Source organism: Paraburkholderia kururiensis JCM 10599 = LMG 19447 (assembly GCF_003986935.1).
In the GTDB taxonomy this organism is placed as follows: Bacteria; Pseudomonadota; Gammaproteobacteria; order Burkholderiales; family Burkholderiaceae; genus Paraburkholderia; species Paraburkholderia kururiensis.
Window position 1 is genome coordinate 177,687 of the sequence record NZ_RJZE01000014.1, and the last position, 22,968, is coordinate 200,654.

Genomic DNA, 22,968 nt, shown 5'->3' on the forward strand with positions numbered 1-22,968 from the left:
CGGTCAGGCGGCATTACTCGGCCGCATGGGGATGCGTTATGACGGCAAGTTCTGTATCGAAGTCATGGTGCGAGCGACCATCGAGAACGGCAGACTCTCGGTTCCCGAGTTCTGGCACGTCGATCATCGGAATGATTTCGCGGGCGAGCAGCAGCACGCGAAGTTCATCGATGAAACGCCATGCACCGGACGGGGATTTTTCGAGCCAACGCTTCATCTCAGAGACGTAACGGAGCGTGTCGCTATACCGTTCCGACATCCGTTTCGCATTACCGAGGTCGGTTGCGCGCGAGACGCTGTCGTTGTTCTTCTGGTGCGAGTTCGCCACGTTTGCGGCAATCTGGGATACCTCCGACTCCGACAGCGGCGGGTCGCAATTGGCGGCGTTGTACTCCAGCAGTTCCTCTTCCAGCAGGTCAGGGTTCAGACCTGCATTGAGCAGGGAGAACCCCTCGAATGCGACGGACTCGTTGCGGTTACCGATGATCGCAGATTTCGATTTGGCGGATTTCCGTTTGCGCGTCTTCGTGCCCTGCGTCGAGCAGAGCAGTTCAAGCAGCCACGCAGGGGCACGGGAAATGGGCAGTACGGGCTCCTCGAAGAAATAGGGCTCTCCGTTGATGGCTGACGGTGGAGCGAGACAGTAACCGCCCTCCGCCTTCACATCGACGCGAGGCAGGAAGTTGATCCTGCTCGGCACCTTCAGGTTCTCCGGATACCGGTAGATGAGGTGATACCCACCTGACGGTGTGAACACCTTGCGAGTAGGAGGGAGTGCGCCGTGTTCTTTCTCCAGACGACTGATCGATTTGAGGCCGGTTGCATCCCCATTCTTCACATCGACATCGACAACGAGCACGTAACCGGACGCCGGTCCTGTCGCGTAGGCGACGTTGTAGTCGGGGCATTCATTCGCCCATGCGCGATGCTTGTCGGGGTCCATGTTCGCATCCTTGAATCCGTGCTGCGTAGCAGGAACCTTATCGTTCAGGCGGATAGGGAGCGGGGCGAGGCCTTCGGCTGCGAGGGCGGAGTATTTTTTGATTGGATCCGTATTCATGCTTAGGAATGCATAATAGATGACCGAGAGGTAGTGTATGCACCATCTCCCGGTAGCGGGTTAGCAGATTTTGAGTGTTATTCGCCCGTAATCGGGCATGTCAAGTCGTGGTTACGAGGTCCGCAGGTGTCAGGCATACACCATCTCCTCGGAGCCGACCGGTACAGAGTCCATTGGCAGAGCGAGGTCCGTTGTTGTGTAGATGGCGTTGCACTCCTCGCAGACGAAGCCATACGGTTTTCCGTTCATCCCGATAATGCGGAGCGGACTGTGCCCGATCGGGTGCATGGGGCAGTGGATGTAATCTCCGATCCGAAGGCTGGACAGGGGCTGCTGGCCGTCAACAGCGGTAACCGGCCAAACGGGGTACTCGGGGGGCAAGTCAAGGACCCAATTATCAGGGCCGGACCATTGAAGAAGCCCCTCTTCAAGAAACAGGTGGAGGGAGCGTGTCGCGTCATTAAATTCGGTATGCATAATATTTCCCTGTGAAGTGGAAGGCCAAGCTGTTCACCGTGAACGTCGCTGGATCGAAATCAAATGCGAGGGAGCACCTCGCCGCACGTTCTTCGTCGCCGAGGAGGTGTGCAGAAAAATTCGATGGACTGGACTGTACGGAGGCGGAAAGCGCGGCGCAAGATGAGTAGCTTTTGTCTTTTCCGGCGCGGAGCACGAACTGGCGGGAGCCGAAAAATCGAATGCGCGAGCTAGAAGGGTGTTACAAAAAAAGGGGGAAGGGGTGGAGGGGTTACGTCATTTGTAACAGGCCTTGTCGGACCGTTTTGACGGTCGACGATGCATGTTTTCGGTCGAGACATCCCCTCGAGATTGGAGGCACAATTCCCTCACATGTGTTGCTAGGGAAAACCCTTATTCGCTGGTGTAGTTTCGTTGCTTTCTTACGTCAATCTAGTGAAAACCCCTATTTTTGACGATTCGATTCCATGACGGGTAGGTGCAAATTTTCGGGGGGAGCCTGTCGTATATTGGTCATTGGGAGACGTCCGGCGGGCCGGCTCCCTCGGTCGCTCGGCGTCCTTCTCCTCGCCCTCTCACCCGTGCGCGCGAGCACAACACATCCTAAACAATTCAACGATTTCTTCATTTTTCAAAAATTTCTCCATTTCTCTCTCCTCCTATACAAATTTTCTAAAAACAGGAAGAATTGTTTAATTGTTTAAAAAGCCGTTCCCTTCTGTTGGATGTGAAGAAATTTCATCCCCGCAACGCGGGGGCGGTCGGCGACGCTGGAATACGAGGGGGCGAGCGGGAAGGTCCTGCGGCAGAATCCTAGAAAGCTGATGATCTGATGTGGAAATCCCCGACAGATCAAGGGGATAGGAGAGATGCGGACGAGGGTGACGTGAAAACTGTCACTGTTCCTCATCGGATTTCATGCTGGTAGCTGTCGTGTCGGTCGTGATTGCTCGTCGCCGTTGCCCCGAAGGTCGATCTGCCGGACCCTGGCCGCACTTTCAACGAACGGAGTGCGATCATGGTCGATCAGAAGCAAGGTGCAATCGGTAAGGACGAGAAAGCCGGCAAGCCGGTTGTTGTTGACCAGAAGGAGGGCGCGGCCTTGAACTCGACGGGGAACAATATCGCAGCGAAGGCGACACAGGCGACGGCGGCCGCGCCGACGAAGATGGAACTGGCGACCGAAATCTACAAGCGGATGCGGACCGTCAAGGATGTGACCCGGAAGGACATCATCGAAAAGTTCGTCGCCGAGGTGAAACTGACGAAGGCCGGCGCGAGCACCTACTATCAGATGATTAAGGACAAGCACGAGCCGCAGGGTAAGAAGTGAGCGCTGGCAAATTAGGGGTAGCAGCGGAAGGCTCCTTGCGAGCCTTTCCGTTCATTTGGATTGTGGATTGCGCACGCGTTTTTGGGACGTTTTAAGCCTGTGCGACCAAGCGATCACATCCTCGAAGGCGAATGACCGGGTGCGGCCCGCCAAAAAATCCGATGAATAGCGTTCGTACGTCCTGATGCTGTGCTCCACGCTAGTAATCCGCTTGGCTATGTGCCGTACTTCTGCAATTTCCCCCCTCCGGTAGGGGCCGCGCGCCCACTTCACTCGCGTAAGCAGTTCATTTGTGCGCGCGTCCCGGCCTGCCGAGCTACATTCAGCCTCGTACCATTGTAGGAAGCTTTCGACGAGCTGGTTCTCAGCTTGAAAAAAAAGGAACAATGGTGTCGACGAGTTGCCCACTCGCGCGTCCGCGAGATGGTTCAATGCTGCCGCCAAATCACCGGTCTCGAAGAACATTTGGTAAAACTGCGGCATTTGTTTATCCAGATATCCTTCGGTTGGTTTTTCGACGCTACCTACGAGGAAGTTGAATGGCGCGGGCAGTCGGATTTTGATGTCCTGAACTAGCCGAAATCCGTAGCATGTCGCCATCACTACGCCTAGGTTGCCGCGACAGGCAACGTTGATGCGCCGTAGTAGATTGCGCAGCAGATCCCAACTTACCAATTCGCGATTCGGCCCAACTTCCAGCCCACGCGTCTTGTCGCCGTGAGCGTTAAAGTGCAGGATGGGGTTTAACTCGATCTGACGCGCACATGCTGCGATCCCTTCTAGGACGCTGCGAACGTCTCCGGTGTTACGAACTCTTAAATGCACCAGATGCCGATTTCTGCCAATTCCCTGGTTCCGCAGATCCTTCAGCCGGTGGCCGATATTTCTGTCGGGTGCCCATTCACTCTCTGGAAGGCACTCGATCACAAACACGGCATTATTCTTGATATGCCAAGTGAGTGGGAACCCCTGCCAGAAAGGGGCGTGCTCGAACGGGCCGATATCCGGAGTATCGTTTATAGGTGATTTTTTCATAGGTATCTTGGCTGGCGCCTCGGCTCCCGTATGTCAAGGCTTGGTGCTTCGGCGTCCCTTCTTCAGATAACGGCCGATGCTCCAGTCGTAGAGAGAGGTGGAGAAAAACACCCCAAGTCCGTAGTATGTGCTCGTCTTGCCATTCCAACCCACGTACCAGGAAACGCCTCCCGCAATACAAATCAAAAGCCCAACAAATCCCCACGTGATCAGATCGGAAATGGTGATCTTGACGCGCCCCGGGGTTTCGCCGTGTCGGAACCAAAGCCAAAGGTTTTTTAGGATCGTTCCCGCTGCCAATGGGTAGGCCGTCAAAAAAAACCGCGCAGAATCGATCCAGATCGGTCGTTGCGTTGGGGCGATGGGCAAAATAACCTGCGGTCGCCCATAGGGTGAGGGCGACAACGACGAGTCCGACGGATCCGCCTACCTTATCGGTTGCGTCAACTGCTGCAACGATTCGATCTCGCATACTTGTCTTTCGCGAGTTAAAGCTGTGTATACGGTCTATCGACGAAAAACTTGAATTTTGGCAATGCGGGAAGGGGCAGAGGAGGCATGGGCGAGGGTGAAGTGAACACTATAACTGCCGCACGTCCGATTCTCGCACGCGTCGCGTAATCGCGCGCTGCGATTGCGGACATGGAATTCGAGAGATTGTTCGAAGGGAAGCCGTGGTCCGCGACGACGGAGCGGGTTGGTATCATATCGGTCGATTCGCTCAGTGAAGGCGGCACGGGCGACGGCGGACGTGCCGACGAAGATGGAACTGGCGACCGAAAACTGCAAGCGGATGCGGACCGTCAAGGATGTGACCCGAAAAGATATCATCGAGAAGCTCAGCGCTGAGGTGAAGCTGACGAAGGCCGGCGCGAGCACCTACTACCAACTAATCAAGGACAAGCACGAGCCGGTGGGCAAGAAGTAGATTTTGATGCCTGTTGCGGTGGAGGCAGACATTCGAATTTATCTGTCTCCCTCAATTGCCCCAAAGACTCGCTATGTACGCCAGCTCAGCATTGATCATTCGCTGAGTTGTTGCTGAACTCGCGCCGTAGGTGAATGCCTTCGCTTTCCTGATGTCTAGCACTGTCATCACATCGGTTGGTGCTGCCAGTTTTCGGAGCTCAGTTTCCATGAGATAAGTTATCAGGTCGGCGCGCGGTTTCGTCAGTGCATCGGCCTTGAAATACAGTTTGATGACATGACGGATGCTGTCAACCGACATGCCGAGCTCTGGATTGATATTGATTTGAATGCCGGCATGCTCATAGCTCGCTCTTGGTGGCGAGAACCAAACAAGGCTTTTCTTTCCCCACCACTTTCTGTAGCCTTCGAGTAGCGCAGGGTAGTTCTTAATTTTCTTAGGATCACTAAGCTTGTCGAGGATGCGATCCAATTCGCTTTTCGGTTTGCTGCTCTGGTGAAGGTGAATGATTCCCTCACGCAACGTACGATAAAAATCGAGTGCTGGCTCATAGTCGGGGCGTTCCTTGACGCTCGCGACCTTGGTTGCTTTTGGCGTTCCAGACTTCGAGACGATGTCCACGAAATCGGTAAGTGAAATGACGGCCATCTGCTTTCGCCCTTATGAGAGCCGTAGACCCCTATTTGCCTTTCGGCCCGCGCTTGTGCGGTTCGGGATCGTTCTTCTCGTCGGCAAGGATCCGGGCTGCCATGCTCTTCACGGTTTTCTTGCTGGCAGTACCGGTTTTCAGGGCGCGAGCGGCGTTGCTTGCGAGATTCTTTGTTGGTTTTTGCTTTTCTGCCACCGCAGCCTCCGCACACTTAACAATGGTCGTACAAAGATAGTCGGGCATATCGTCACATTCAAGTAATAAGTGCGTGAGCGAGTCGCGGGTGGGGAGTTGTTACCGATTGACTCATCAGGCAAAATACACCGGTTCGGTAGCGCCCACGGGCATCTCTGCGGGTTGCGCTGCACGTTACCAATCGGCCCTTTGGCGCCCATGCGAGCGATCGCGTGTGCGTGACCGGCGGAATCAGGGGCGGGTCCGAATCGCAAGATGCGGTCCGCAACGAGGATGCCGAAGGGGCGACCGGGTCGCTTTCTGTCCCTAGAACTGTTGGGAAGGCGATTAACAAACGTGTGGGGCATCCCCCAGGCAGGGAGGCGGGCGCGCCGGCAACGTCGCGGCGCATGTCTTCGAAGCATCGCCCTCGTTGCGCCGGCCGGAAGCTGGTCTGCGCGGCCGTGGCCGCCATCGCTTGCATCACCGGGATCAAAACCAGCGTAATGGAGGTGAGAATGAGAAGCATTTGCATCTACGCCGCCGCTTCGGTCGAAGTGCTGCGCCCACGGGCATCTCTGCGGGTTGCGCTGCACGTTACCAATCGGCAACCTGCGCCCATGCGAGCGATCGCGTGTGCGTGACCGGCGGAATCAGGGGCGGGTCCGAATCGCAAGATGCGGTCCGCAACGAGGATGCCGAAGGGGCTTTCAGCCGCTGGTCTAGGGAGGATGTTCAACGCCAGCGAAGCACCTGAGATATGGCTAGAAACGCATACCATACTGCCCTGTCACTTGATGCCCTACGCGCGGCGTGGGGCATTCTATTTAAGAAATCTTCACCTCGATCCCGCAATACTACGGGCGTCGATGACATCTCCATCAACGACTTTCGTGCTGACGAAAAGGCTCGTCTCAATCGATTGGCTCGCGATTTGCACCGCAAAGCGTTCCAGTTTTCCGATCTTCGACCACACCTCATTCCGAAGTCTTCAGGAAAGGATCGGTTGATCTGCGTTCCGACGGTCCAAGATCGCATTGTGCAGAGAGCACTTTTGAATTTTCTTTCGGATCGCTACGCAGATCGGCTTGCTAACAAGATCAGCTATGGCTTCGTGAAGGATCGTGGGGTGAAGAAGGCTGTTCACGACGCTTGTGAGATTCGAGCGAAATATGGATGGGTCTACAAGACAGATATCGCGTCTTTTTTTGATTCCATTGATCGGTTGCATCTTGAGCGAGCGCTGAAGGCTGTCATCCGTGAGCGCTCCCTCCATCCGCTGCTGATGCAGGCAATTGGTTGCGAGATTTCCGCGACGAAGGGGAGCGTTGCGAAGAGGATCAATCGACTCGGCATCAAAGCCGGGCGAGGCGTGCGACAGGGAATGCCGCTATCCCCATTCTTTTCCAATATCATGCTGGCCGGTTTTGATCGCGTGATTGAGCAGCAGAGTCTTCGTGCGGTCAGGTATGCGGACGACCTGATTTTCTTTGCCTCGTCTCGTGGTGAGTGTGAGGATGTGGCTGAATTCTGCGCGCGCCATCTCGCCCCGATTGGGTTGATGGTGCCACCGGTTGAGCCCGGCTCGAAGTCAGTGATATACGAACCCGAGCAGGCTGCCGAATTTCTTGGTGTGAGCTTGGTTCGCCACCAGTCCAGCTACCGGCTTGAGTTGACGCAGGAACAAATCGATGTCATTCGTGATGACCTGCTTAAGCTCGGCTCAGTCCAGGAACTCGTGGCGCGACGGATAGCTCTGCCAAAACTGGGTAATGTACTCATGTTGAGGCGAAACGGGTATTTGGCAGCCTATGACATGTGTCACAACGTAGAAGATCTGGGTCGCGAGTTGGGGAAGTTGGAGCAGCGGCTACTTCGAAGAATCTATAGCGAAGGCCTCGGGATCGATCTCGCCAAGTTGTCGCCTGTGGCCCGCAACTTCTTGGGATTGAATTGACGTAGTTCGTTGAAGAGTATGGCAATAAGTATTCGATCTTGAGGTGAACAGTGGCTGCTGCATGTGAAAATGGCAGTGCGTTCGTCTTCATTGGAAATCAAATCACTGGACCTGATGATGGCAGAGAGCATTCCTCCCAGAGTATTCATTTCCTATTCTTGGGACAGCGAGGACCACAAGGCTTGGGTCCGCGCCTTGGCCGAGCGTCTCACAAAAAATGGTGTTCACGCGAGATTGGATCAATGGCATATTGTTCCAGGACAAAGCCTCACTCAGTTTATGGAGGCGGAAGTTTCTGGATGCGATTTCACCCTCGTAGTCTGCACCAAGGAGTACGCGCGGAAATCTCTGGCGCGAGTTGGCGGTGTAGGCTATGAACAGCAAATCATTACTGGAAATATTGTCTCGGGGAAGGCTAGGGAGCACTTTATTCCAATCGTTCGTGATGGCGATTTCGCTGCGGGTCCTGAGTGCTCGATACCTGCTGCATTCCACGGAAATTACGCCATTGATATGCGCTCCGACGCTAATTCGGATTTTTCAATGGAGTCGCTGCTAAGAGCGATTTTCAAAGCGCCGATGTATTGTCCGCCTGACCTTGGCGAACCTCCGATCTTCGCAGTTGATCAAGAACCGATCACAATTGAGCAAGAACAACAAGAAGGTGAGGAAATCCATCTTGCTGAACTTGATATAGATGGTTGGCGCCTGCGAAGTGGCGTTGCTAGTCACCGCCGATGGCCCGAAACGTTTGAGATTCCGGATGAGCAAGAGCGTCGTGGACTCGTAAGTGGCGACATCGTCAAGCTTATGTTCGATATACAGGTGCCAGACGATCCCGAACTCGGTGATTGCTCTAGCGAGCGGATGTGGGTCATCGTACACGAGCGATCTGGTCCCTACTATATTGGAGAGCTAAACAATATTCCCGCTTGCGCCGACGAGCAGGAGCACCTGGCGGTTGGCGATCGAGTCGTGTTTTTGCCGGAACATGTCATCTCGATCTATTCGCGTGGTGGCGCAGAGGTGACAGTCGATGACGAAGACCAGGCTTAACGGTTTTTAGAATCGAGTTCTTAACCGTAATTTCCTCCCTGCTCGAAACGCTCGTTGCCGAGAGTGCGTCTCGAATTGCAAGGGGAATGAAACAGTCTCCGTGCTTTAAAACGCGAGGCTATATCGTCAGCTTCTTGATGTCGGTGCTGGCGTGAAAACTGGCATCGCAGTGAATCCCGCATGAACAGCGGTTCATCGTGAGGCTGGGAGAAATTATGACGTGAGAACGCGCGTTGTTAGTGATTTTAATTAACGCGCTGGGGCTTGGGAAGCTGGGGTAATAGCCATTATACGACGCCCGCGGAGCCGGTGATTCTACAGGGATTTTTGAGGTTTGGGCAGTGGCGGGGTTTGGACGCTGGCAGCGAAACCGGCGTGGGTTGATGGTGGAGCAATGGCATCGTTCGTAAGATGACTTGTCGCCCGTGTTGAAGGGGCCAGCTCCAGGTTTCGGCGTATGATCACGCGATCTACGGCTACGGGTAGTGAGCGATGGCGCTGGCTAGCGTTCCATTCCAAATATCGGGCCATGCACAAGCCGAAATCGATCGATTTCGGGCTCTCGCAGAGCATTGGGCGAGTGCCGCGCAGCATGCCATCGTGTCGTACTTGGCCATTGAAGACGCAGGCGCAAAGTGGCTTCATTGGGCGATAGTTCGATACGTCTACGAGACAGTCCGCCCGTCTTTGCTCGAACCTTCTGTCGTAGAGCTGGACGGGATTGTAGTAGGGCGAGTGCCGATTGATTTGGCGAACGCGAGTTTCGACCTTGATCGAATCCTCCGTACAGGGCAGATCGAGATCGACGGCGAGTTCTACACGCTGCCGCAGACTGAAGGGAATTCCTTGGGGGCAACGTTTTTTGCGGACAGCCATCCTCAAGTTCAACCCAGTCAGGCAAGATCGCCAGCGCTGATGCTGTCAGCCGGCCGGTCGCCAAATCTGGACCAGCGGCTGCTCAGAGATTTTGAGCATCGGGTGCGATCTCTCGACGCTCCGTACGACGGCATGGCTGACTTGTTGAATGAGCATCTCTTGCCCATCGCAGTCATGCAACGTACGGATGCAGCCATAGAGATCTTGCTCGAAAGACCGGCGGAGACTGTCTTGGGGGATTCGTTCATCGGCGACGGCAAACTTTCAGCCAAGATCGTTGCTAGCCCTCGTGTTGATCCTTCCCTGCTCAAGGTTGGTGTGAAATATACGTCGGATACACAGAAAGCTACGCGATTGTCGGTAGGTGGGGCAACGCTTGGCTGGACCGATCAGGATGACGGCCTAATTGCTGCGCGAGTTGAGCAAGATGTTGGCGATGCGCCAGTCTGCCAAGTCTTTCTCAGCTACGCTGGACATCATATTTCACGATGGTGGGTCGGTGATCCCATGCGATTGCCCAGTCAGCGCGCGGCATTCCTTGCCCAATTCGATAAGAACCTCGCAAAGCTACGCGAAGAACTATTGTCGCGCGATTCGCGTGGTCACCCGTTCGAACGAGTCTTGGCACTCGTACTGGAAGAACTCGGGTTCGACTGCATGTATCTCGGTGAGGTGTCCCACTTGCAGGAAGCGCCGGATATTTATTGTGAGACTCCGACTCGACGGGTGGCAGTGATCGAGTGCGCGGCAGCCGTCACCAACTCCTCCGAGAAGCTTTCGAAGCTACACCAGCGCGTGCTACGTATAAAGGACAGCTTTGCCGTGCAGCGACTCGGAAATGTTCGGGTGAACGGAGTCCTCATCACAAAGCACGGAGATGCAGAGATCGTGCCGTTTATCGAAGAGGCAGAGCGATTCGGATTAGCTATCGTTGGTCTTTCTGCGTTGACTCGTCTTGCGGATGGATTGCGCTTCAAGATTCAGCCCGATACGCTGTATGATGAGCTTTCTAATCCTGTCCAGCGATCTGCGGACCTGTTTGATCAGATTGGTACATCCCGGCGAGACTCCTCAGTTGTTTAAGTGCAGGCCTTGGCTCAGCTTGGGCTTGTCTCCAGTTGAGCGATACAGAATGACCGCATTTCATTGAGAGCCCCGATCGCCTCCTTGGCCGGATAAACCTTCGCTTCTTGAAGAGCCTGCTCGATATGGCTTCTGTTTTCTTTCAGTAGTTTCCGAGCAAAATCCGGAACGAATGGCGACTGCAAACCCTTCTCGACGTGCGAAAGATCGAGTTTAGGTCCTTCGACGTGCTCGAATGGACCCAGTTTCGATGACAAATACTCGCTGAAATCGAGAGCAAATTCGAGGCAGAAGGTGCGGACATCTTGTTCGGGCGCAGGTATTTGAATGAGTGCCCCTCTGTTGTCAAACCTGCGGATTTCGGCCGGGACGTAGAAATGACCATCCGCCCAAACGGAAATCATCGGATTGCCGTCATGAGTTGCCGCATTCCTGCTCATTCTCATGAATTCGCCGTGCCTCAACTGACCGATGTCTGTCCATGTGATCTTCGGGTCCAGAAAAGTGGAGCCAGCATCTTTCAAAGTTTGGACGGCGTTGCTAAAAGAAGAAAAAGCGAAAGGGACTTCGGCATGCGCGCTTTCGGGCTGATTTAGTCCCATGCGTAAGGTCTCAATGGACTCGTCGCAACACCTTACGATCCATCGCAAATGGAATCCGAATTCTTCGATTTTTCCTTTGAAAAAATTTGAGACCCAAATACGGTGTAGTTCCGGCGTGAGATTCATAGGCAACCTCTTTGCAAAGAGGAGGATTCTACTTCGTTGCGTCGACCGCAGGACTGCCGGGATAGTCGACGCATCGACGACATCCGACACTACGACGATTTTTCTCCGCTGACCATCGACCAGATTCAAGGGTTGGTGGAATCTATTCAAGACGCGTTTGGCAATGATTTCTCGCGAGCCATCTTCACGAATCATCTGTTGGCCCTGCTCGAAGACGTGCCGGGTTACGAGACGGGCGATGTCCCTGCGACGTTGATCGAGTCGGCGTGGGTTGCCTACAGTCAAAGCGCGTCGCCGTCAAAGTAGTCTGAATCTATCTTCTTGATCTGATAGCTGCTCGCGGTTGAAACCTCGACATCATGATCTACCATGAGTTGAACGAGCAACTCGCGATCCAAGAGAATGATCTTCGACGTGATCGCGTTTGCGTATTCCTTGGCTTCGCGAGTAAAGGTGGCCGATGGCGTCTTCCAATTTGTGTCAGTAGGAACAACTGCCATCTGCAATATCGACACCTACGTCTACTCTGCGATCGTGGGCACGATCGCATCTATTAGTATGATCCTCCGGGACGGTCGAATTAACGATGCATATGCGCGGCTGAGAAAATGCTACGACTCTGCGGTGATAAACGTTTACTCAAATTTATACCTTCGGGAGCACTACGAGAAATGGGATTTCACGGCGGAGACGCTGCTGGCCGAGCAGATCAATGGCTGGCTACATGGTCGAGTGAAGTTGCCCGAGTATCGCGTGATGTCGAGTTATATACGGTCCAGCGAAAAGCTTTGTACGATCAACAGTCTCTTGCACGCGGACGATACATACAAGAAGACCCGAGGTCGATGCAACGATAACACTCACTACAACTTCTTCGAAAACATCATGCTGAACAATCGAGAAGTGTATATCCGCAGCCGGGGTGCCGCTATCGAACAGATTCGACTGGATGCGATTGTGATTTTCGTTCTCCACTTCTCCTATGTAGTTTCGGTGAACGAGCACTACTTGGTGTCGAGCGACTACACGGATTATATGGAGTGCGGCTTCGCTCTCCCGGAAGGCTGCGAGCACTGGGTCGCACCCTACGCGCAAGATGCGTTCAATTCGATCCTGCGTGTTCATAGGCCCGACTTAGCAGAGGCCATTCGGCAAAGTAGCGCAATGCAATTTGATGGCTGATAGGAAGTCTAGGGGAAGATTGGGAAGAGTGATGTGAAAACTGTCATTGTTCCTCGCCGGATTTGCGGATGGTCGCCGTCGTGTCGGCAGCGGGTGCTCGCCTGCTGTTGCCCTGAAGGTTGATCTGCTGGACCCTGGGCGCACTTTCAACGAACGGAGTGCGATCATGGTCGATCAGAAGCAAGGTGCAACGAGTAAGGACGAGAAAGTGGGCAAGCCGGTTGCCAGCGATTCGAAGACGGGCGCTGGTGCGTCGGCGGCAAACGTAACGGGGAACGATACCGCAGCGAAGGCGGCACAGGCGACGCCGGCTGCGCCGACGAAGGGAACTGGCGACGGAAATCTACAAGCGGATGCGGACCGTCAAGGACGTGACGCGGAAAGACATCATCGAGAAGTTCATCGCCGAGGTGAAGCTGACGAAGGCCGGCGCGAGCACGTACTACCAGATGATCAAGGACAAGCACGAGCCGATGGGCAAAAAGTAATACGATGGATGACTAAACGATGCGACGAAAGGCACATTCACAGTGCCTTTCCTTTTTTCGAGTCGCACGTTTCGCTCTGGTCAGGAAGGTTGCCCAGCTTGATCGCGTGGTGGAAGCAATGACGGGTCGAGCCTGCATGCTTCAAGTTCAAGAAGGGCAGGCTGTTTCCACGATCCGGTAAGGTGCGCGGCGTATTCCAATAGGGGGATAGGGCCGACGAATTTCTTGGCCTGAGGGGCGACGACGTAGACTTGACCCGCATGCAACGTGGTTGTCTCTCGCCAAAGGCCGGGATCATCTGACACCGCAATATGCGCGCTTCTTCCCGCCGGCGTGAAGAGATGCAACCCAAGCTTGTCCTTGCTCGGCATGATGGCGATGGTATACGCGCCACGCCATGAAAGCAGGTTCCCGGCGCTGTCGGCGGGGACCCCAAAAAAGCCTGTCCCATATATAGGGATAGCGTTCGCCCGTTCGAGATCCTGCTCCCACATGGCATCTTTCAGGTGGGCTGCATACGGGGTGGTGAGAAATTGATCCCCGAAGAGATTGTAGCCTACCGCGCGAGCGACCTTTGCCATGAACCGAGCTTCAGGATTGACGCCGATGCTCATGTTGACGTCGCGTGGACCGTTGCCGAGAGATTGAATTTTATCGATATCAATCTGCGCCTGTGCGTCGGGTGCACGGACGAATGGGCTATCTTTCGGGTCATCAGTGATGCTGAAATTCAAAGCATATCTTCTGGCACGACGGAAATGCGCTTTGAAAGAGCGCAGTGCAAGACTAATCCACCACGGATGAGTAACGGTGAGTGCCAGGTAGGCGCGTCCGGTGTCCTTTTGTCGCGCGATCGGATCGCCGCCCAAGTAGGTGGCGAAGCGCTCGTCGTCGCGCTGGTGGAAGTGATAGACGTGCTCCCCGCATGGACCGAGCCAGGATTCACACACTTCATCTGTCGTCGAGATTGCTCGTATTTCGCCCATGTAGATTAGCGGCAGCGTGCTATCTTGGGAATCTAGCGTGAGGTAATCGCGAGACGCAACCGCGTCATGATTGTTGCGGAACCAACTTTTAATGAACGGGCCATCGATGAAGAGGCCAGACAGGTTATTGCATCGTTGGCACACTCGCCGAGTCTTGAAAAGGTCGCTGCACAGCGATCCACCAAGGCTGTCCGGAAAGATATGCTCCAGGGAAAACTCGGCTATGGGCTTGTCTTTCCCGCAATAAAGACAATTCTTCGCTGGGAAATCACCTGTAACAACACTGTCATTGGATGCTGGCATGGTGGGCTAACATTTTGGCAATGTGGAAAGTCGATTGTATATGCTACCAAGAGCGACAGCGGGGGCAGTAGCAGGGCTCGATCTGTGTAATCTCCTTTGGAGTGGGGTTCGGGAAAATTAGAATCCCTGCATCGACAGGGATGCATTTCACAGTTTTAGATTATTTTTTGTTCGGCTGTTTACTGAGTCCTCGATAGAAGGTATGGGCTCTCCATAATATTCTCGAATTAGGTCTGATTGGGATGCTTGAATTCCAATGAATGGTGCATCCAGCTCTGAGCCGGGAGGGCGAAAGCAGATTACCGCTCCGCCATTCATTCTCTTTTCATAAAGTTCGAGTGTTAGAAGAAATGCGCGAAAAGCAAAGCGAGGTAGACCTCGGATCGCCCATTTTGATTTTTCTAGTCCGGCATTTTCGAAGAATTGCTCCGCGTGCTGGCGAGAGAACATTAGTGGAATGAGTGCCTTGCTTGATCCAAATTGACGTGTTGCGTAATGAGATCCAGTGATTTCTCCATCTCGAATCTCCATGATAATCCAAAACGGCTCCCCGATATAGCTGTCATCAGGGAGTGCCACAGCTTTAAGTCGTTCAGCAAGAATGGTTCTGAAAGACGGAAGATCTTCAAATTTCAGCGGAATGATGTCGTTGAATTTTGCAAAATCGACTGCTCCGCTTTGATATCCGTTTCTCGATACGATAACGCCGATAATGGTCCCAATGTCTCGTAGCTTTGATTCGAATTCCTGAATCTGTCCTTTCGCGACGGGGGTAGCCCAGTCTTTGCATTCAATGGCTACTCTATGACGGATGCCCGCCTTGGTGAATTCGTAGTACACGTCGATTTCATGCTGCACTCCAGACTTACCGTTGACGATGACCCTCTTTCCAACTACGACGCCTTCGTCCCGCATATTAAGAAGGGAGCTGTAGATCTGCTGCACATCATTTTCAAGTGATGACCCGGGCTTCATGATTCTCTGTCTCTACGATAGCCATGGTGAATGCCCACCACGTGTTACTTTGCCTAGTCAAGGGCCGAGGCGGGGTGGCGGAGCGGAGGAGGTATCTCGGTCGAATGTTTCAGACACCTCGCTTATCCAGATAACGGATTTCATGCAGAGGAACTTTAGAGCCGGAAGCTATATCGTCAGCTTCTCAAGATTGGCGCTGGCGTCAAAACTGGCATCGCGGTGGAACCTGCGCGAACAGTGGTTTTGCGTGGAGCAGCGAGAAAACGTGACGTAAGAACGCGCGTGAATAGTGGTTTTGAGTAACGCGCTGGGGCTTGGGAAGCTGGGGTAATAGCCATTATACGACGCCCGCGGAGCACGCAATTCTACGCGGTTTTGCCCGAATTCCGCAATCTCGCGCGCCGCAGGCGCGGCACGCGAGCTTTACTGCATTCAAATGCCGAACAACGTGAGCGACACCGCCAGTCTCGTCACGACCATCAGGAGCACCTGCACGATCACGAAGAGCAGGATCGGCGACAGATCGACTCCGCCTACCTGCGGCACGACGCGGCGCAACGGATTGAGGAACGGTGCGGTGAGCTGATAGAGAATCGGCATGGCCGGCGAGCGCGGATTGAGCCACGAGAGCAGCGCCATCAGGATCGTCAGCCAGATGAGCAGGTTCAGCGCCCATTTGACCACCGTGAGCACGGCAACGAGGAGCAGCATGGGCAGCAGGCCGAGCGGTTCGACGCCGGCAATCAGCACCATTAGCACGACATAGACGAGTGCCGCGATCAGCGCGGCGACCACGCTTGCCCAGTCGATACCGCGCGCACCCGGAATCACGCGCCGCAACGGCAGCACGAGCCAGTTGGTGACCTGCAGCACGGCGCTGGAGACGGGGTTGTACGGCGGCATGCGCACGAACTGCAGCCAGGCGCGCAGCAGCAAGGCGGCGCCGAACAGCGTGAAAACGGTATTGAGCAGAAAGCGGGCGATATCGCCGAACATCGCGTGTCCTTTTCTTTCAGGGCGCATCGATGGATGCGCCGGCCTTGTTGTCGAATGGTGTTCCGCGTGGGGCGCAGCCTCGCGTGAGCGCCCCGAAGGCATGCGCCCCGCGCCGCCTTCGCGCGGCAAATGGATGGCGCCGCGCCGGTCGTCACATTATCACGGCTTACTCGCCGCTTGCATCCGCCGGAATGCGGCCAAGCGTGCGCACGAGCGACGCCTCGACGGCGCTCGCCATCGTATCGATTGTCGCGGGCGGTGCCTTGCGCCTGCGTGCGAGCTGGATGGCACGTCGTGTCATGAGCGCGTAGAGCGGCGCATGGTCGCCGCCCAGCGATTCGAGCAGCGCGAGCTGCTTTTCCACGACGCCCGCATCGCCGCGCGACACCGGGCCGGCAAGCGCATTGACGAGCCCTTTGTCGCGAGCGGTTTCGATCGTGCCGGAGAGCATGGGCAAGACGGCGCGCAGCGCATCGTTTTCGTCGAAACCGAGCTTGCGCCACAGGGCGACGCACTCCGCGAGGCTGCACAGTGCGAAGCTCGCCGCATAGTGCGCGGCGGCGTGGTACAGCATGCGGCCGCCCGGCGGGATCGAGAGCGGATGGCAGCCGAGCGCGCGGGCGAGGTCCGTGAGGGCGTCCTTGAGACGACCATCCGCCTCGATGGTGACAGAGCAGCCGGCGATGCGCGCCAGGTCTGCGAGATTTCCGGCGAACAGGTAGAGTGGGTGAAAACCACCGGTTGCAGCGCCCTGGTCGCGAGCGGCTGAAAGCAATTCCACCGGCGACGCGCCGCTGCAATGCACGAGGGCCCAGGCGCCAGTGCGCGCGGACAAAGGGTCGAAGCGAAGACTGTTCGCTGTCGAACCGATGGCATCGTCCGGGACGGTTAGAAAGACGATATCGGCTGCGTCGACAACCTCTTGCGGGTCGTCGTACGCGACACATTGCCCGATCTGACTGGCGAGCGCACGAGCCGATTCCGGCGTGCGACTCGCGATGGCCGCCACCGGATACCCGGCGCGCGAGAAGCCGTGCGCGAGACAGAACGCGATGCGGCCCGCACCGATGAAGCCGATGCGCGGTAGTGGGGACAGAGACATGGTTTCTGCTCCGACGAAATGAATACGGAAGGGTGGAGTATCGCCCATCAAAAGGGCGATAACCGCGGCGGACGGCTGGTTTGGGCGGGCGTCGTCGGTCAACACGCTGTGGCGTGATGGCCGCTACGTTGCGACGGGCGCTTTCCTCAGAACAGTACTGGCCGAGTATGGCGGATGCCACGGCTCATGTACGGGCCATGCCCTTGACGCAACGGAAACTGCGCACAATTTCCGCTCGGCTCCGGCTTTCCGTTGTGGTTGGTCGTCGTGTTGCTTCTATCCGGCAGTTCGTTTCGGGAGCGTTCACCATGAGCATCTTTTCTTACCGGAAACACCTGCGGTTCCTGACCCACTCGCAGCGCCGTCGGTGGTGGGACCAGAGAAAACGTCTGACGCCACGCGTGCAGATCGGCGGTGCCTACGTGCCGCCCAGCGTGAGCCGCGAATTCACCTACGTCAAAGTCGGATAGCGCCGCGGGCCCAGCCGGCGAATAGCTTATGAACAGACCCCGAGCGCCCGGCCACGTGCCGGGCGTTTTGTTTTTCCGTCAGGCGATTTGATGCTGCTGCCGGCTCTTCTTTCGTTCCGCAGCGGCGCGCAAGTCCAACACAACGGCATGACCCGTGCTGCCGGATCACAACACCACCACCCCCGAATTTGTAATTAAACATTACCGGTCCGGCGTGGGCCGCCGTCGGCGAGCCGGTAAGAACGCCTTTGACTATCGATACGGCACGGCAAATGTCTTGATTTATCTTGAATTCACATGGGCCGCGCGAATCCAACATGAAGCGGCCGTTCCCCCTGCTCGCCGACGCGTTCACGGACCTTGCAATTTGCAACAAATGGCGTCGGCGGCATAACGGCGTTTTCGTTACATTGAACGCATGACCGTACCGTCATGCGGGCCGGCAGGGTGCCGTGCCGCAAGGAGAAGAGAAGTGAAGAAGACCGTTTCGTTTGTCGTTGCCGCCGCGCTCGGTTTGGGGCTTGCGGGTGCGGCCGAGGCCCATGTGTCGATCGGCGTCGGCATTGGGGTGCCGCTGGCCCCTGCCTATCCTGTCTACGCCGCGCCCCCGCCTGTTTATTACGCACCGCCTCCGCCGCCAGTCGTCTACGCGCCGGCTCCGGCTTACTACTACGGTCCGCCGCCGGGCGTGGTGGTCGGCGGTTACTGGGGCCGGCCGTATTGGCATCACGGCGGCTACTGGGGACACGGCCACTGGAGGCGGTGAGCTTCGGCCAGATGCCGGCCGGCGGTCGATGCGGTCTCTTGTAACCGTATCGATGACGCTCTGATACGAATGGCGCAACGTGAGGCTTCCCGCCCCGTTGCGCCGTTCTGCGTTTACAGCACGCCGTTGTTCTGCGCGTGCTGCACGATGAGGTCGTGATATCCGTTCACGATCACGCTCCACGAGAAGTACGCAAAGAGCAGCGCGGAAAGAACGTGGCATGCGCGCAGCAACCCGGGCCCCGCCCGTTTGCGGCCGTGGCTCGCGAGGCTGCAGAGAAACAGCGTCCAGGCGAGGCCGCCCAGGAAAAAGCCGCTGAGAAACACCGCGGCGCCGCTGGCGTTCGTTGCGCCGGACTTTGCGATGAGCGCGCCGCCCACCGCGGCGAACCACAGAATCGCAGTCGGCGACGAGAGGGCGAGCAATGCCCCGCGCGTGAAGCCGCGCGAGGGGCTGAGGTGCGGGGTACTGGCATCTGCTTCGCCGGCCACCGCGGGCGCCACGGCGGGGTTGACGGCCTCTCGCGCCATCTTCCATGTGAGGAACAGCAGAATGGCGCCGCCGCCTATCCAGACCACCCACCGTACCGGCGCGAACTGCAGAAGCGCGGCCATGCCCGCGAGCGCAAGCGCGGCGTAGATCAGATCACCCAGGCAGGAGCCGAGGCCTAGCCAGAATCCCGGCTTGAAGCCGTGTGTCAACGTGAGCGAGATCATCGCTACGTTGACGAGTCCAATGTCGAGGCACAGCGACAGCGAGAGAAAGAAACCGTCCGAGAACATCGAGAGGGCGGGCATGCGCGAACAAACTCCAGTTTCTGATTTGTTGTGACGACTCGCGTACAGGAATGCGCGGCCAGTCGCGAAAGCGGTCTGCACGTGACTGTGCCGCCGTCACGCGACCGTCGCTTTTTTAGCCGCCTCCGAGTCCGAGTTCGTCCCACAGGCGATCGATGCGCGCCTTGACCGCGCTCTCCATCACGATCGGGCGACCCCATTCCCGGTTGGTTTCGCCGGGCCATTTGTTCGTGGCGTCGAGGCCCATCTTCGAACCGAGGCCCGCCACGGGCGACGCGAAGTCGAGATAGTCGATGGGCGTGTTCTCCACGAGCACCGTGTCGCGCGCGGGGTCGATGCGCGTCGTGATGGCCCAGATCACTTCCTTCCAGTCGCGGATGTTCACGTCTTCGTCCACCACGACGATGAACTTCGTATACATGAACTGCCGCAAGAAGCTCCAGACGCCGAACATCACCCGCTTGGCATGGCCCGGGTAGCTCTTCTTCATCTGCACGATAGCCATGCGGTAGCTGCAGCCTTCGGGCGGCAGGTAGAAGTCGGTGATCTCGGGGAACTGCTTCTGCAGCAGCGGCACGAAGACTTCGTTGAGCGCGACGCCCAGCACGGCCGGTTCGTCGGGCGGCTTGCCTGTGTAGGTGGAGTGATAGATCGCGTCGCGGCGCATCGTAATGCGCTCCACGGTGAACACCGGGAACCACTCCTGTTCGTTGTAGTAGCCGGTGTGGTCGCCGTAGGGGCCTTCCAGTGCGTATTCATACGCGGCAGCGGCGCCTTTCGACGGACGCGGCGGCGCACCGTGCGGTGTCTCGGGAGTCACGTGCGGATCTTGCGGGTAGATGAAGCCTTCGAGCACGATCTCGGCGCGTGCCGGCACCTGCAGCGTATCGACGCCCGGCGTGAGGCACGACGCAAGTTCGGTACGGGCACCGCGCAGCAGTCCCGCGAACTGGTACTCGGAGAGCGTGTCCGGCACGGGCGTCACCGCGCCCAGGATGGTGGCCGGGTCTGCGCCGAGTACGACCGCGACGGGATATGGCTTGCCCGGGTTGCGCAGCGCGAACTCACGAAAGTCCAGCGCGCCGCCGCGGTGCGCGAGCCATCGCATGATGAGCTTGTTGCGTCCGATTAACTGCTGCCGGTAGATGCCCAGATTTTGCCGCACCTTGTTCGGCCCACGCGTGACGGTGAGCCCCCACGTGACGAGCGGCCCTGCGTCGCCGGGCCAGCAGGTCTGGATAGGTAACCTTCCGAGGTCGACGTCCGCGCCTTCCCAGACGATTTCCTGGCAGGGCGGCGAGCCAACTGTCTTCGGCGCCATGTCCCACACGGCCTTGGCGAGCGTGAAGAGCTTGCCCGCGTCCTTGAAGCCGCGCGGCGGTTCGGGTTCCTTGAGGGTCGAGAGCAACCGGCCCACGTCGCGCAGCGACTCCAGCGCGGCACCTTCGCCATCGGACTCCGACGCGTCGACGCCCATGCCGAGCGCCACGCGCCGCGGCGTGCCGAACAGGTTGCCGAGCACCGGGAACCCATGCTGACCGCGATGCTCGAACAGCAGCGCGGGGCCGCCGGCCCGAAGCACACGATCGCATAGCTCGGTCATTTCCAGCACGGGCGACACGGGCTGGGCGATGCGGCGTAGTTCGCCGAGCGTATCGAGGCGGCTGATGAAGTCGCGCAGGTCTTTGTATTTCATTCGGATGGGTCAAGGCCGCGCGAGTGCGGCGAGGCCGAAGAGGTGAGCGAAACAGACGGACGACAGGGTGCGTTCCCGGCGTCCAAAACGGTTGTCGATTTTACCTGCGTTACCCGCCGCACGTTGGTGGCGGAAATCGCGATGGGCCGGAAACGCGCTCAGTGAGCGGTTCTCCACGCGCTGAACAGCGTTCATTATTACATTTAGTTATAGTTGTGACGGGCTATAGTGTTGACGATCTATAAAACCCTGCTAGAATCGCTCGACATTGGTTGCAGGGCTTGAATTCTTTACCATCGCCCCCGGTCCTTCAGACGCAACGCGTCACCGTTTGCCGACCCCTGCACGGCTACTGAACGGTCTAGATTTGTTGTCCTCGCCGGCGCCACGTGACGCCGGCTTTTCGCGTGGGAGTCACTGCGCGCATGTCTTCGACACATGCCGCCCGACTTTTGTGGATGACTCCCCGTACGGCGCACCTGCCGTTTCCCGACGCTACCGCACCAACCAGAGCGCGTGGCGTCTTTGACCCTTCGAATGGCCGTACGTCGGCTTGCCGACACGTTCACCGGGTCATGCAACATGGGAGATCCGGAATGAACACCTGGTTAACGTGGCGTCCCGACGAACGGTTCGCTGAACGCATCACGCAAGGTTTGCGTGCCGTTCTGCGCCGTGGGACGCGTTTGAGTCACCATCTCTTCAGCGTGGTAGGCGGCATGGCCGTCCTGTTCGCGCTCGCGCTCTGGCTGATGCCCAGCTGGCGCGGTACATTCGCGGCCCGCGTCATGCCGTTCGTGTCGGCGGCCGTCCAGGCTGGACCGGCGCGGCTGTTGCAAGGCAATCCGCTGCCGTCGTTTGCGCCGCCGGGCGCTCGTAGCGGTGTGTCGGACGACTCGCTGGCCTCCACGGCAAGCAATTCCGCGGTCGTGGCAGGCGGCGTGGCGCCCGTATCGATGTCGGGCGTTGCGGGCGACAGCAACAGCGCCGCAGCCACGTCCTCGCCGTTTGCGTCCGTCACGTTGAACGGCCTCGATCCGCGTTCGTTGCCGAGCGTCGGCGAACTCGCCCGGATGATCCCGTCGCAACGCGTGGCCGCGGATGCGCGGGATAACCGCGTGCTCGTTTCCGTGCGGGAGCAGGCGCTCGTCGCGACGTATCTGTCGCGCCGCTATCGCGTGGCCCAGGAGCCCGTTGGCGAACTGGTGAAGGCGGCATTCGACACTGGTCGTGAAGTCGGTCTCGATCCGCTCCTGCTGCTGGCCGTGATGGCGATCGAATCCGGCTTCAACCCGTATGCCGAGAGCGGCGTCGGGGCGCAGGGCCTCATGCAGGTCATGTCGAAAGTCCATTCCGACAAGTTCCAGTATTTCGGCGGCAAGAGTGCCGCGCTCGACCCGCTCGCGAACATCAAGGTCGGCGCGCTGGTTCTCAAGGACTGCATTGCACGCGGCGGCTCGCTCGCGGGCGGCCTGCGGCTGTACGTCGGGTCATCGACGCAGGACGACGGCGGCTACGGCGCGAAGGTGATCGCGGAGCGCAGCCGTCTGCGCGACGTGGCGCGCGGCGTGAAGGTGCCGATCAACGCGCCCCAGGCGCCCACGACGGCGGCCGCTCCGGCGCAGCAGTCGCAGACCACGGTCGCCTCGGCCAAGCGCGTGCAGGTAACGCTCGATGGCGCGCATCCGCTCTCGGACAAGGCTGCTGCGGCAACGGCGCACGTGCCGGCTCAAGACGACGCCAGCACGAGCGCGCAGAAACATCCGTCGTCTGAGATGGGCGCCTGACGCGTTCGCTGGAGCGCGCAAGCCGACTCAGGCGAAGCGAAGAAGGCGGGACTGTCGTTGGCCG

21 protein-coding genes and 2 pseudogenes are annotated in these 22,968 nt (G+C 57.5%); 11 read left to right on the forward strand and 12 right to left on the reverse strand.

Annotated features, from left to right (window positions below; genetic code table 11):
- Window positions 1-13: 13 nt before the first annotated feature.
- Window positions 14-1,060 (reverse strand): bifunctional DNA primase/polymerase, encoded by a 1,047-nt coding sequence (locus PKKP23_RS18430; protein ID WP_240659056.1) that lies wholly within the window; start codon window positions 1,058-1,060, stop codon window positions 14-16.
- Between the two features lie 1,495 nt (window positions 1,061-2,555).
- On the opposite strand from PKKP23_RS18430, the gene PKKP23_RS18435 reads away from it, so the two are divergent.
- Window positions 2,556-2,870 (forward strand): hypothetical protein, encoded by a 315-nt coding sequence (locus tag PKKP23_RS18435; RefSeq protein ID WP_126877945.1) that lies wholly within the window; start codon window positions 2,556-2,558, stop codon window positions 2,868-2,870.
- Between the two features lie 51 nt (window positions 2,871-2,921).
- On the opposite strand, the gene PKKP23_RS18440 is transcribed toward PKKP23_RS18435, so the two are convergent.
- Window positions 2,922-3,905 carry a hypothetical protein gene (locus tag PKKP23_RS18440; RefSeq protein WP_126877946.1) on the reverse strand — a complete coding sequence of 328 codons (984 nt, stop codon included), beginning with the start codon at window positions 3,903-3,905 and terminating at the stop codon, window positions 2,922-2,924.
- A 33-nt stretch (window positions 3,906-3,938) separates the two neighbouring features.
- The gene (locus PKKP23_RS34325) at window positions 3,939-4,310 is read right to left on the reverse strand and encodes a hypothetical protein (protein WP_176049074.1); all 372 of its coding nucleotides are present in this window, start codon (window positions 4,308-4,310) and stop codon (window positions 3,939-3,941) included.
- A gap of 316 nt (window positions 4,311-4,626) precedes the next feature.
- On the opposite strand from PKKP23_RS34325, the pseudogene PKKP23_RS34155 reads away from it, so the two are divergent.
- A pseudogene (locus tag PKKP23_RS34155) lies at window positions 4,627-4,833 on the forward strand (hypothetical protein); the annotation flags it as partial.
- Window positions 4,834-4,884: 51 nt separating this feature from the next.
- Here the strand turns inward: PKKP23_RS34155 and PKKP23_RS18450 are convergent.
- Entirely contained in the window at window positions 4,885-5,481 is a 597-nt protein-coding gene (locus tag PKKP23_RS18450) for a hypothetical protein (protein WP_009689783.1), read from the reverse strand.
- A gap of 31 nt (window positions 5,482-5,512) precedes the next feature.
- Window positions 5,513-5,725, reverse strand: a complete 213-nt coding sequence (locus tag PKKP23_RS18455; RefSeq protein WP_126877948.1) for a hypothetical protein — start codon at window positions 5,723-5,725, stop codon at window positions 5,513-5,515.
- A gap of 691 nt (window positions 5,726-6,416) precedes the next feature.
- Here PKKP23_RS18455 and PKKP23_RS18460 point away from each other — a divergent pair.
- The 3 genes from PKKP23_RS18460 (at window position 6,417) to PKKP23_RS18470 (ending at window position 10,628) form a co-directional block, all read left to right on the forward strand.
- A complete protein-coding gene (locus tag PKKP23_RS18460) occupies window positions 6,417-7,613 on the forward strand; it encodes a reverse transcriptase domain-containing protein (protein WP_126877949.1) in 1,197 nt (398 codons plus the stop codon).
- Window positions 7,614-7,682: 69 nt separating this feature from the next.
- Window positions 7,683-8,669, forward strand: coding sequence for a toll/interleukin-1 receptor domain-containing protein (locus PKKP23_RS18465; RefSeq protein WP_126877950.1), 987 nt, complete (start codon window positions 7,683-7,685; stop codon window positions 8,667-8,669).
- Window positions 8,670-9,161: 492 nt separating this feature from the next.
- A complete protein-coding gene (locus PKKP23_RS18470) occupies window positions 9,162-10,628 on the forward strand; it encodes a hypothetical protein (RefSeq protein ID WP_126877951.1) in 1,467 nt (488 codons plus the stop codon).
- Between the two features lie 14 nt (window positions 10,629-10,642).
- Here PKKP23_RS18470 and PKKP23_RS18475 read toward each other — a convergent pair whose 3' ends face one another.
- Entirely contained in the window at window positions 10,643-11,356 is a 714-nt protein-coding gene (locus tag PKKP23_RS18475; RefSeq protein WP_126877952.1) for a hypothetical protein, read from the reverse strand.
- 36 nt (window positions 11,357-11,392) lie between these two features.
- Here PKKP23_RS18475 and PKKP23_RS18480 point away from each other — a divergent pair, with 36 nt between their 5' ends.
- From PKKP23_RS18480 to PKKP23_RS18490, 3 genes and pseudogenes are all read left to right on the forward strand, one after another.
- Entirely contained in the window at window positions 11,393-11,662 is a 270-nt protein-coding gene (locus PKKP23_RS18480; RefSeq protein ID WP_240659057.1) for a hypothetical protein, read from the forward strand.
- Window positions 11,663-11,758: 96 nt separating this feature from the next.
- Window positions 11,759-12,538, forward strand: coding sequence for a hypothetical protein (locus PKKP23_RS18485; protein WP_176049076.1), 780 nt, complete (start codon window positions 11,759-11,761; stop codon window positions 12,536-12,538).
- A gap of 166 nt (window positions 12,539-12,704) precedes the next feature.
- Window positions 12,705-13,026 (forward strand): annotated as a pseudogene (locus PKKP23_RS18490) (hypothetical protein).
- Window positions 13,027-13,106: 80 nt separating this feature from the next.
- On the opposite strand, the gene PKKP23_RS18495 reads toward PKKP23_RS18490, so the two are convergent.
- The 4 genes from PKKP23_RS18495 to PKKP23_RS18510 form a co-directional block, all read right to left on the reverse strand.
- Complete coding sequence (locus PKKP23_RS18495) at window positions 13,107-14,315, reverse strand: HNH endonuclease (protein WP_126877953.1); 1,209 nt, start codon at window positions 14,313-14,315, stop codon at window positions 13,107-13,109.
- Between the two features lie 147 nt (window positions 14,316-14,462).
- A complete protein-coding gene (locus PKKP23_RS18500; RefSeq protein WP_126877954.1) occupies window positions 14,463-15,290 on the reverse strand; it encodes a restriction endonuclease in 828 nt (275 codons plus the stop codon).
- A 432-nt stretch (window positions 15,291-15,722) separates the two neighbouring features.
- Window positions 15,723-16,286, reverse strand: a complete 564-nt coding sequence (locus PKKP23_RS18505; RefSeq protein WP_017774458.1) for a YggT family protein — start codon at window positions 16,284-16,286, stop codon at window positions 15,723-15,725.
- A gap of 166 nt (window positions 16,287-16,452) precedes the next feature.
- Window positions 16,453-17,388 carry a Rossmann-like and DUF2520 domain-containing protein gene (locus PKKP23_RS18510; protein WP_126877955.1) on the reverse strand — a complete coding sequence of 312 codons (936 nt, stop codon included), beginning with the start codon at window positions 17,386-17,388 and terminating at the stop codon, window positions 16,453-16,455.
- 308 nt (window positions 17,389-17,696) lie between these two features.
- Here PKKP23_RS18510 and PKKP23_RS34160 point away from each other — a divergent pair, with 308 nt between their 5' ends.
- Both PKKP23_RS34160 and PKKP23_RS18515 read left to right on the forward strand, forming a co-directional pair.
- On the forward strand, window positions 17,697-17,858 hold the full coding sequence (locus PKKP23_RS34160) for a hypothetical protein (RefSeq protein ID WP_168724576.1): 162 nt from the start codon (window positions 17,697-17,699) through the stop codon (window positions 17,856-17,858).
- Window positions 17,859-18,276: 418 nt separating this feature from the next.
- Complete coding sequence (locus tag PKKP23_RS18515; RefSeq protein ID WP_233411300.1) at window positions 18,277-18,624, forward strand: hypothetical protein; 348 nt, start codon at window positions 18,277-18,279, stop codon at window positions 18,622-18,624.
- A 113-nt stretch (window positions 18,625-18,737) separates the two neighbouring features.
- Here PKKP23_RS18515 and PKKP23_RS18520 read toward each other — a convergent pair whose 3' ends face one another.
- On the reverse strand, window positions 18,738-19,421 hold the full coding sequence (locus PKKP23_RS18520) for a LysE family translocator (protein WP_126877956.1): 684 nt from the start codon (window positions 19,419-19,421) through the stop codon (window positions 18,738-18,740).
- Between the two features lie 115 nt (window positions 19,422-19,536).
- On the reverse strand, window positions 19,537-21,117 hold the full coding sequence (locus PKKP23_RS18525; RefSeq protein ID WP_126877957.1) for a UbiD family decarboxylase: 1,581 nt from the start codon (window positions 21,115-21,117) through the stop codon (window positions 19,537-19,539).
- Window positions 21,118-21,713: 596 nt separating this feature from the next.
- Here PKKP23_RS18525 and PKKP23_RS18530 point away from each other — a divergent pair.
- Entirely contained in the window at window positions 21,714-22,904 is a 1,191-nt protein-coding gene (locus tag PKKP23_RS18530) for a lytic transglycosylase domain-containing protein (protein ID WP_017774464.1), read from the forward strand.
- The last annotated feature ends 64 nt before the right edge of the window (window positions 22,905-22,968 follow it).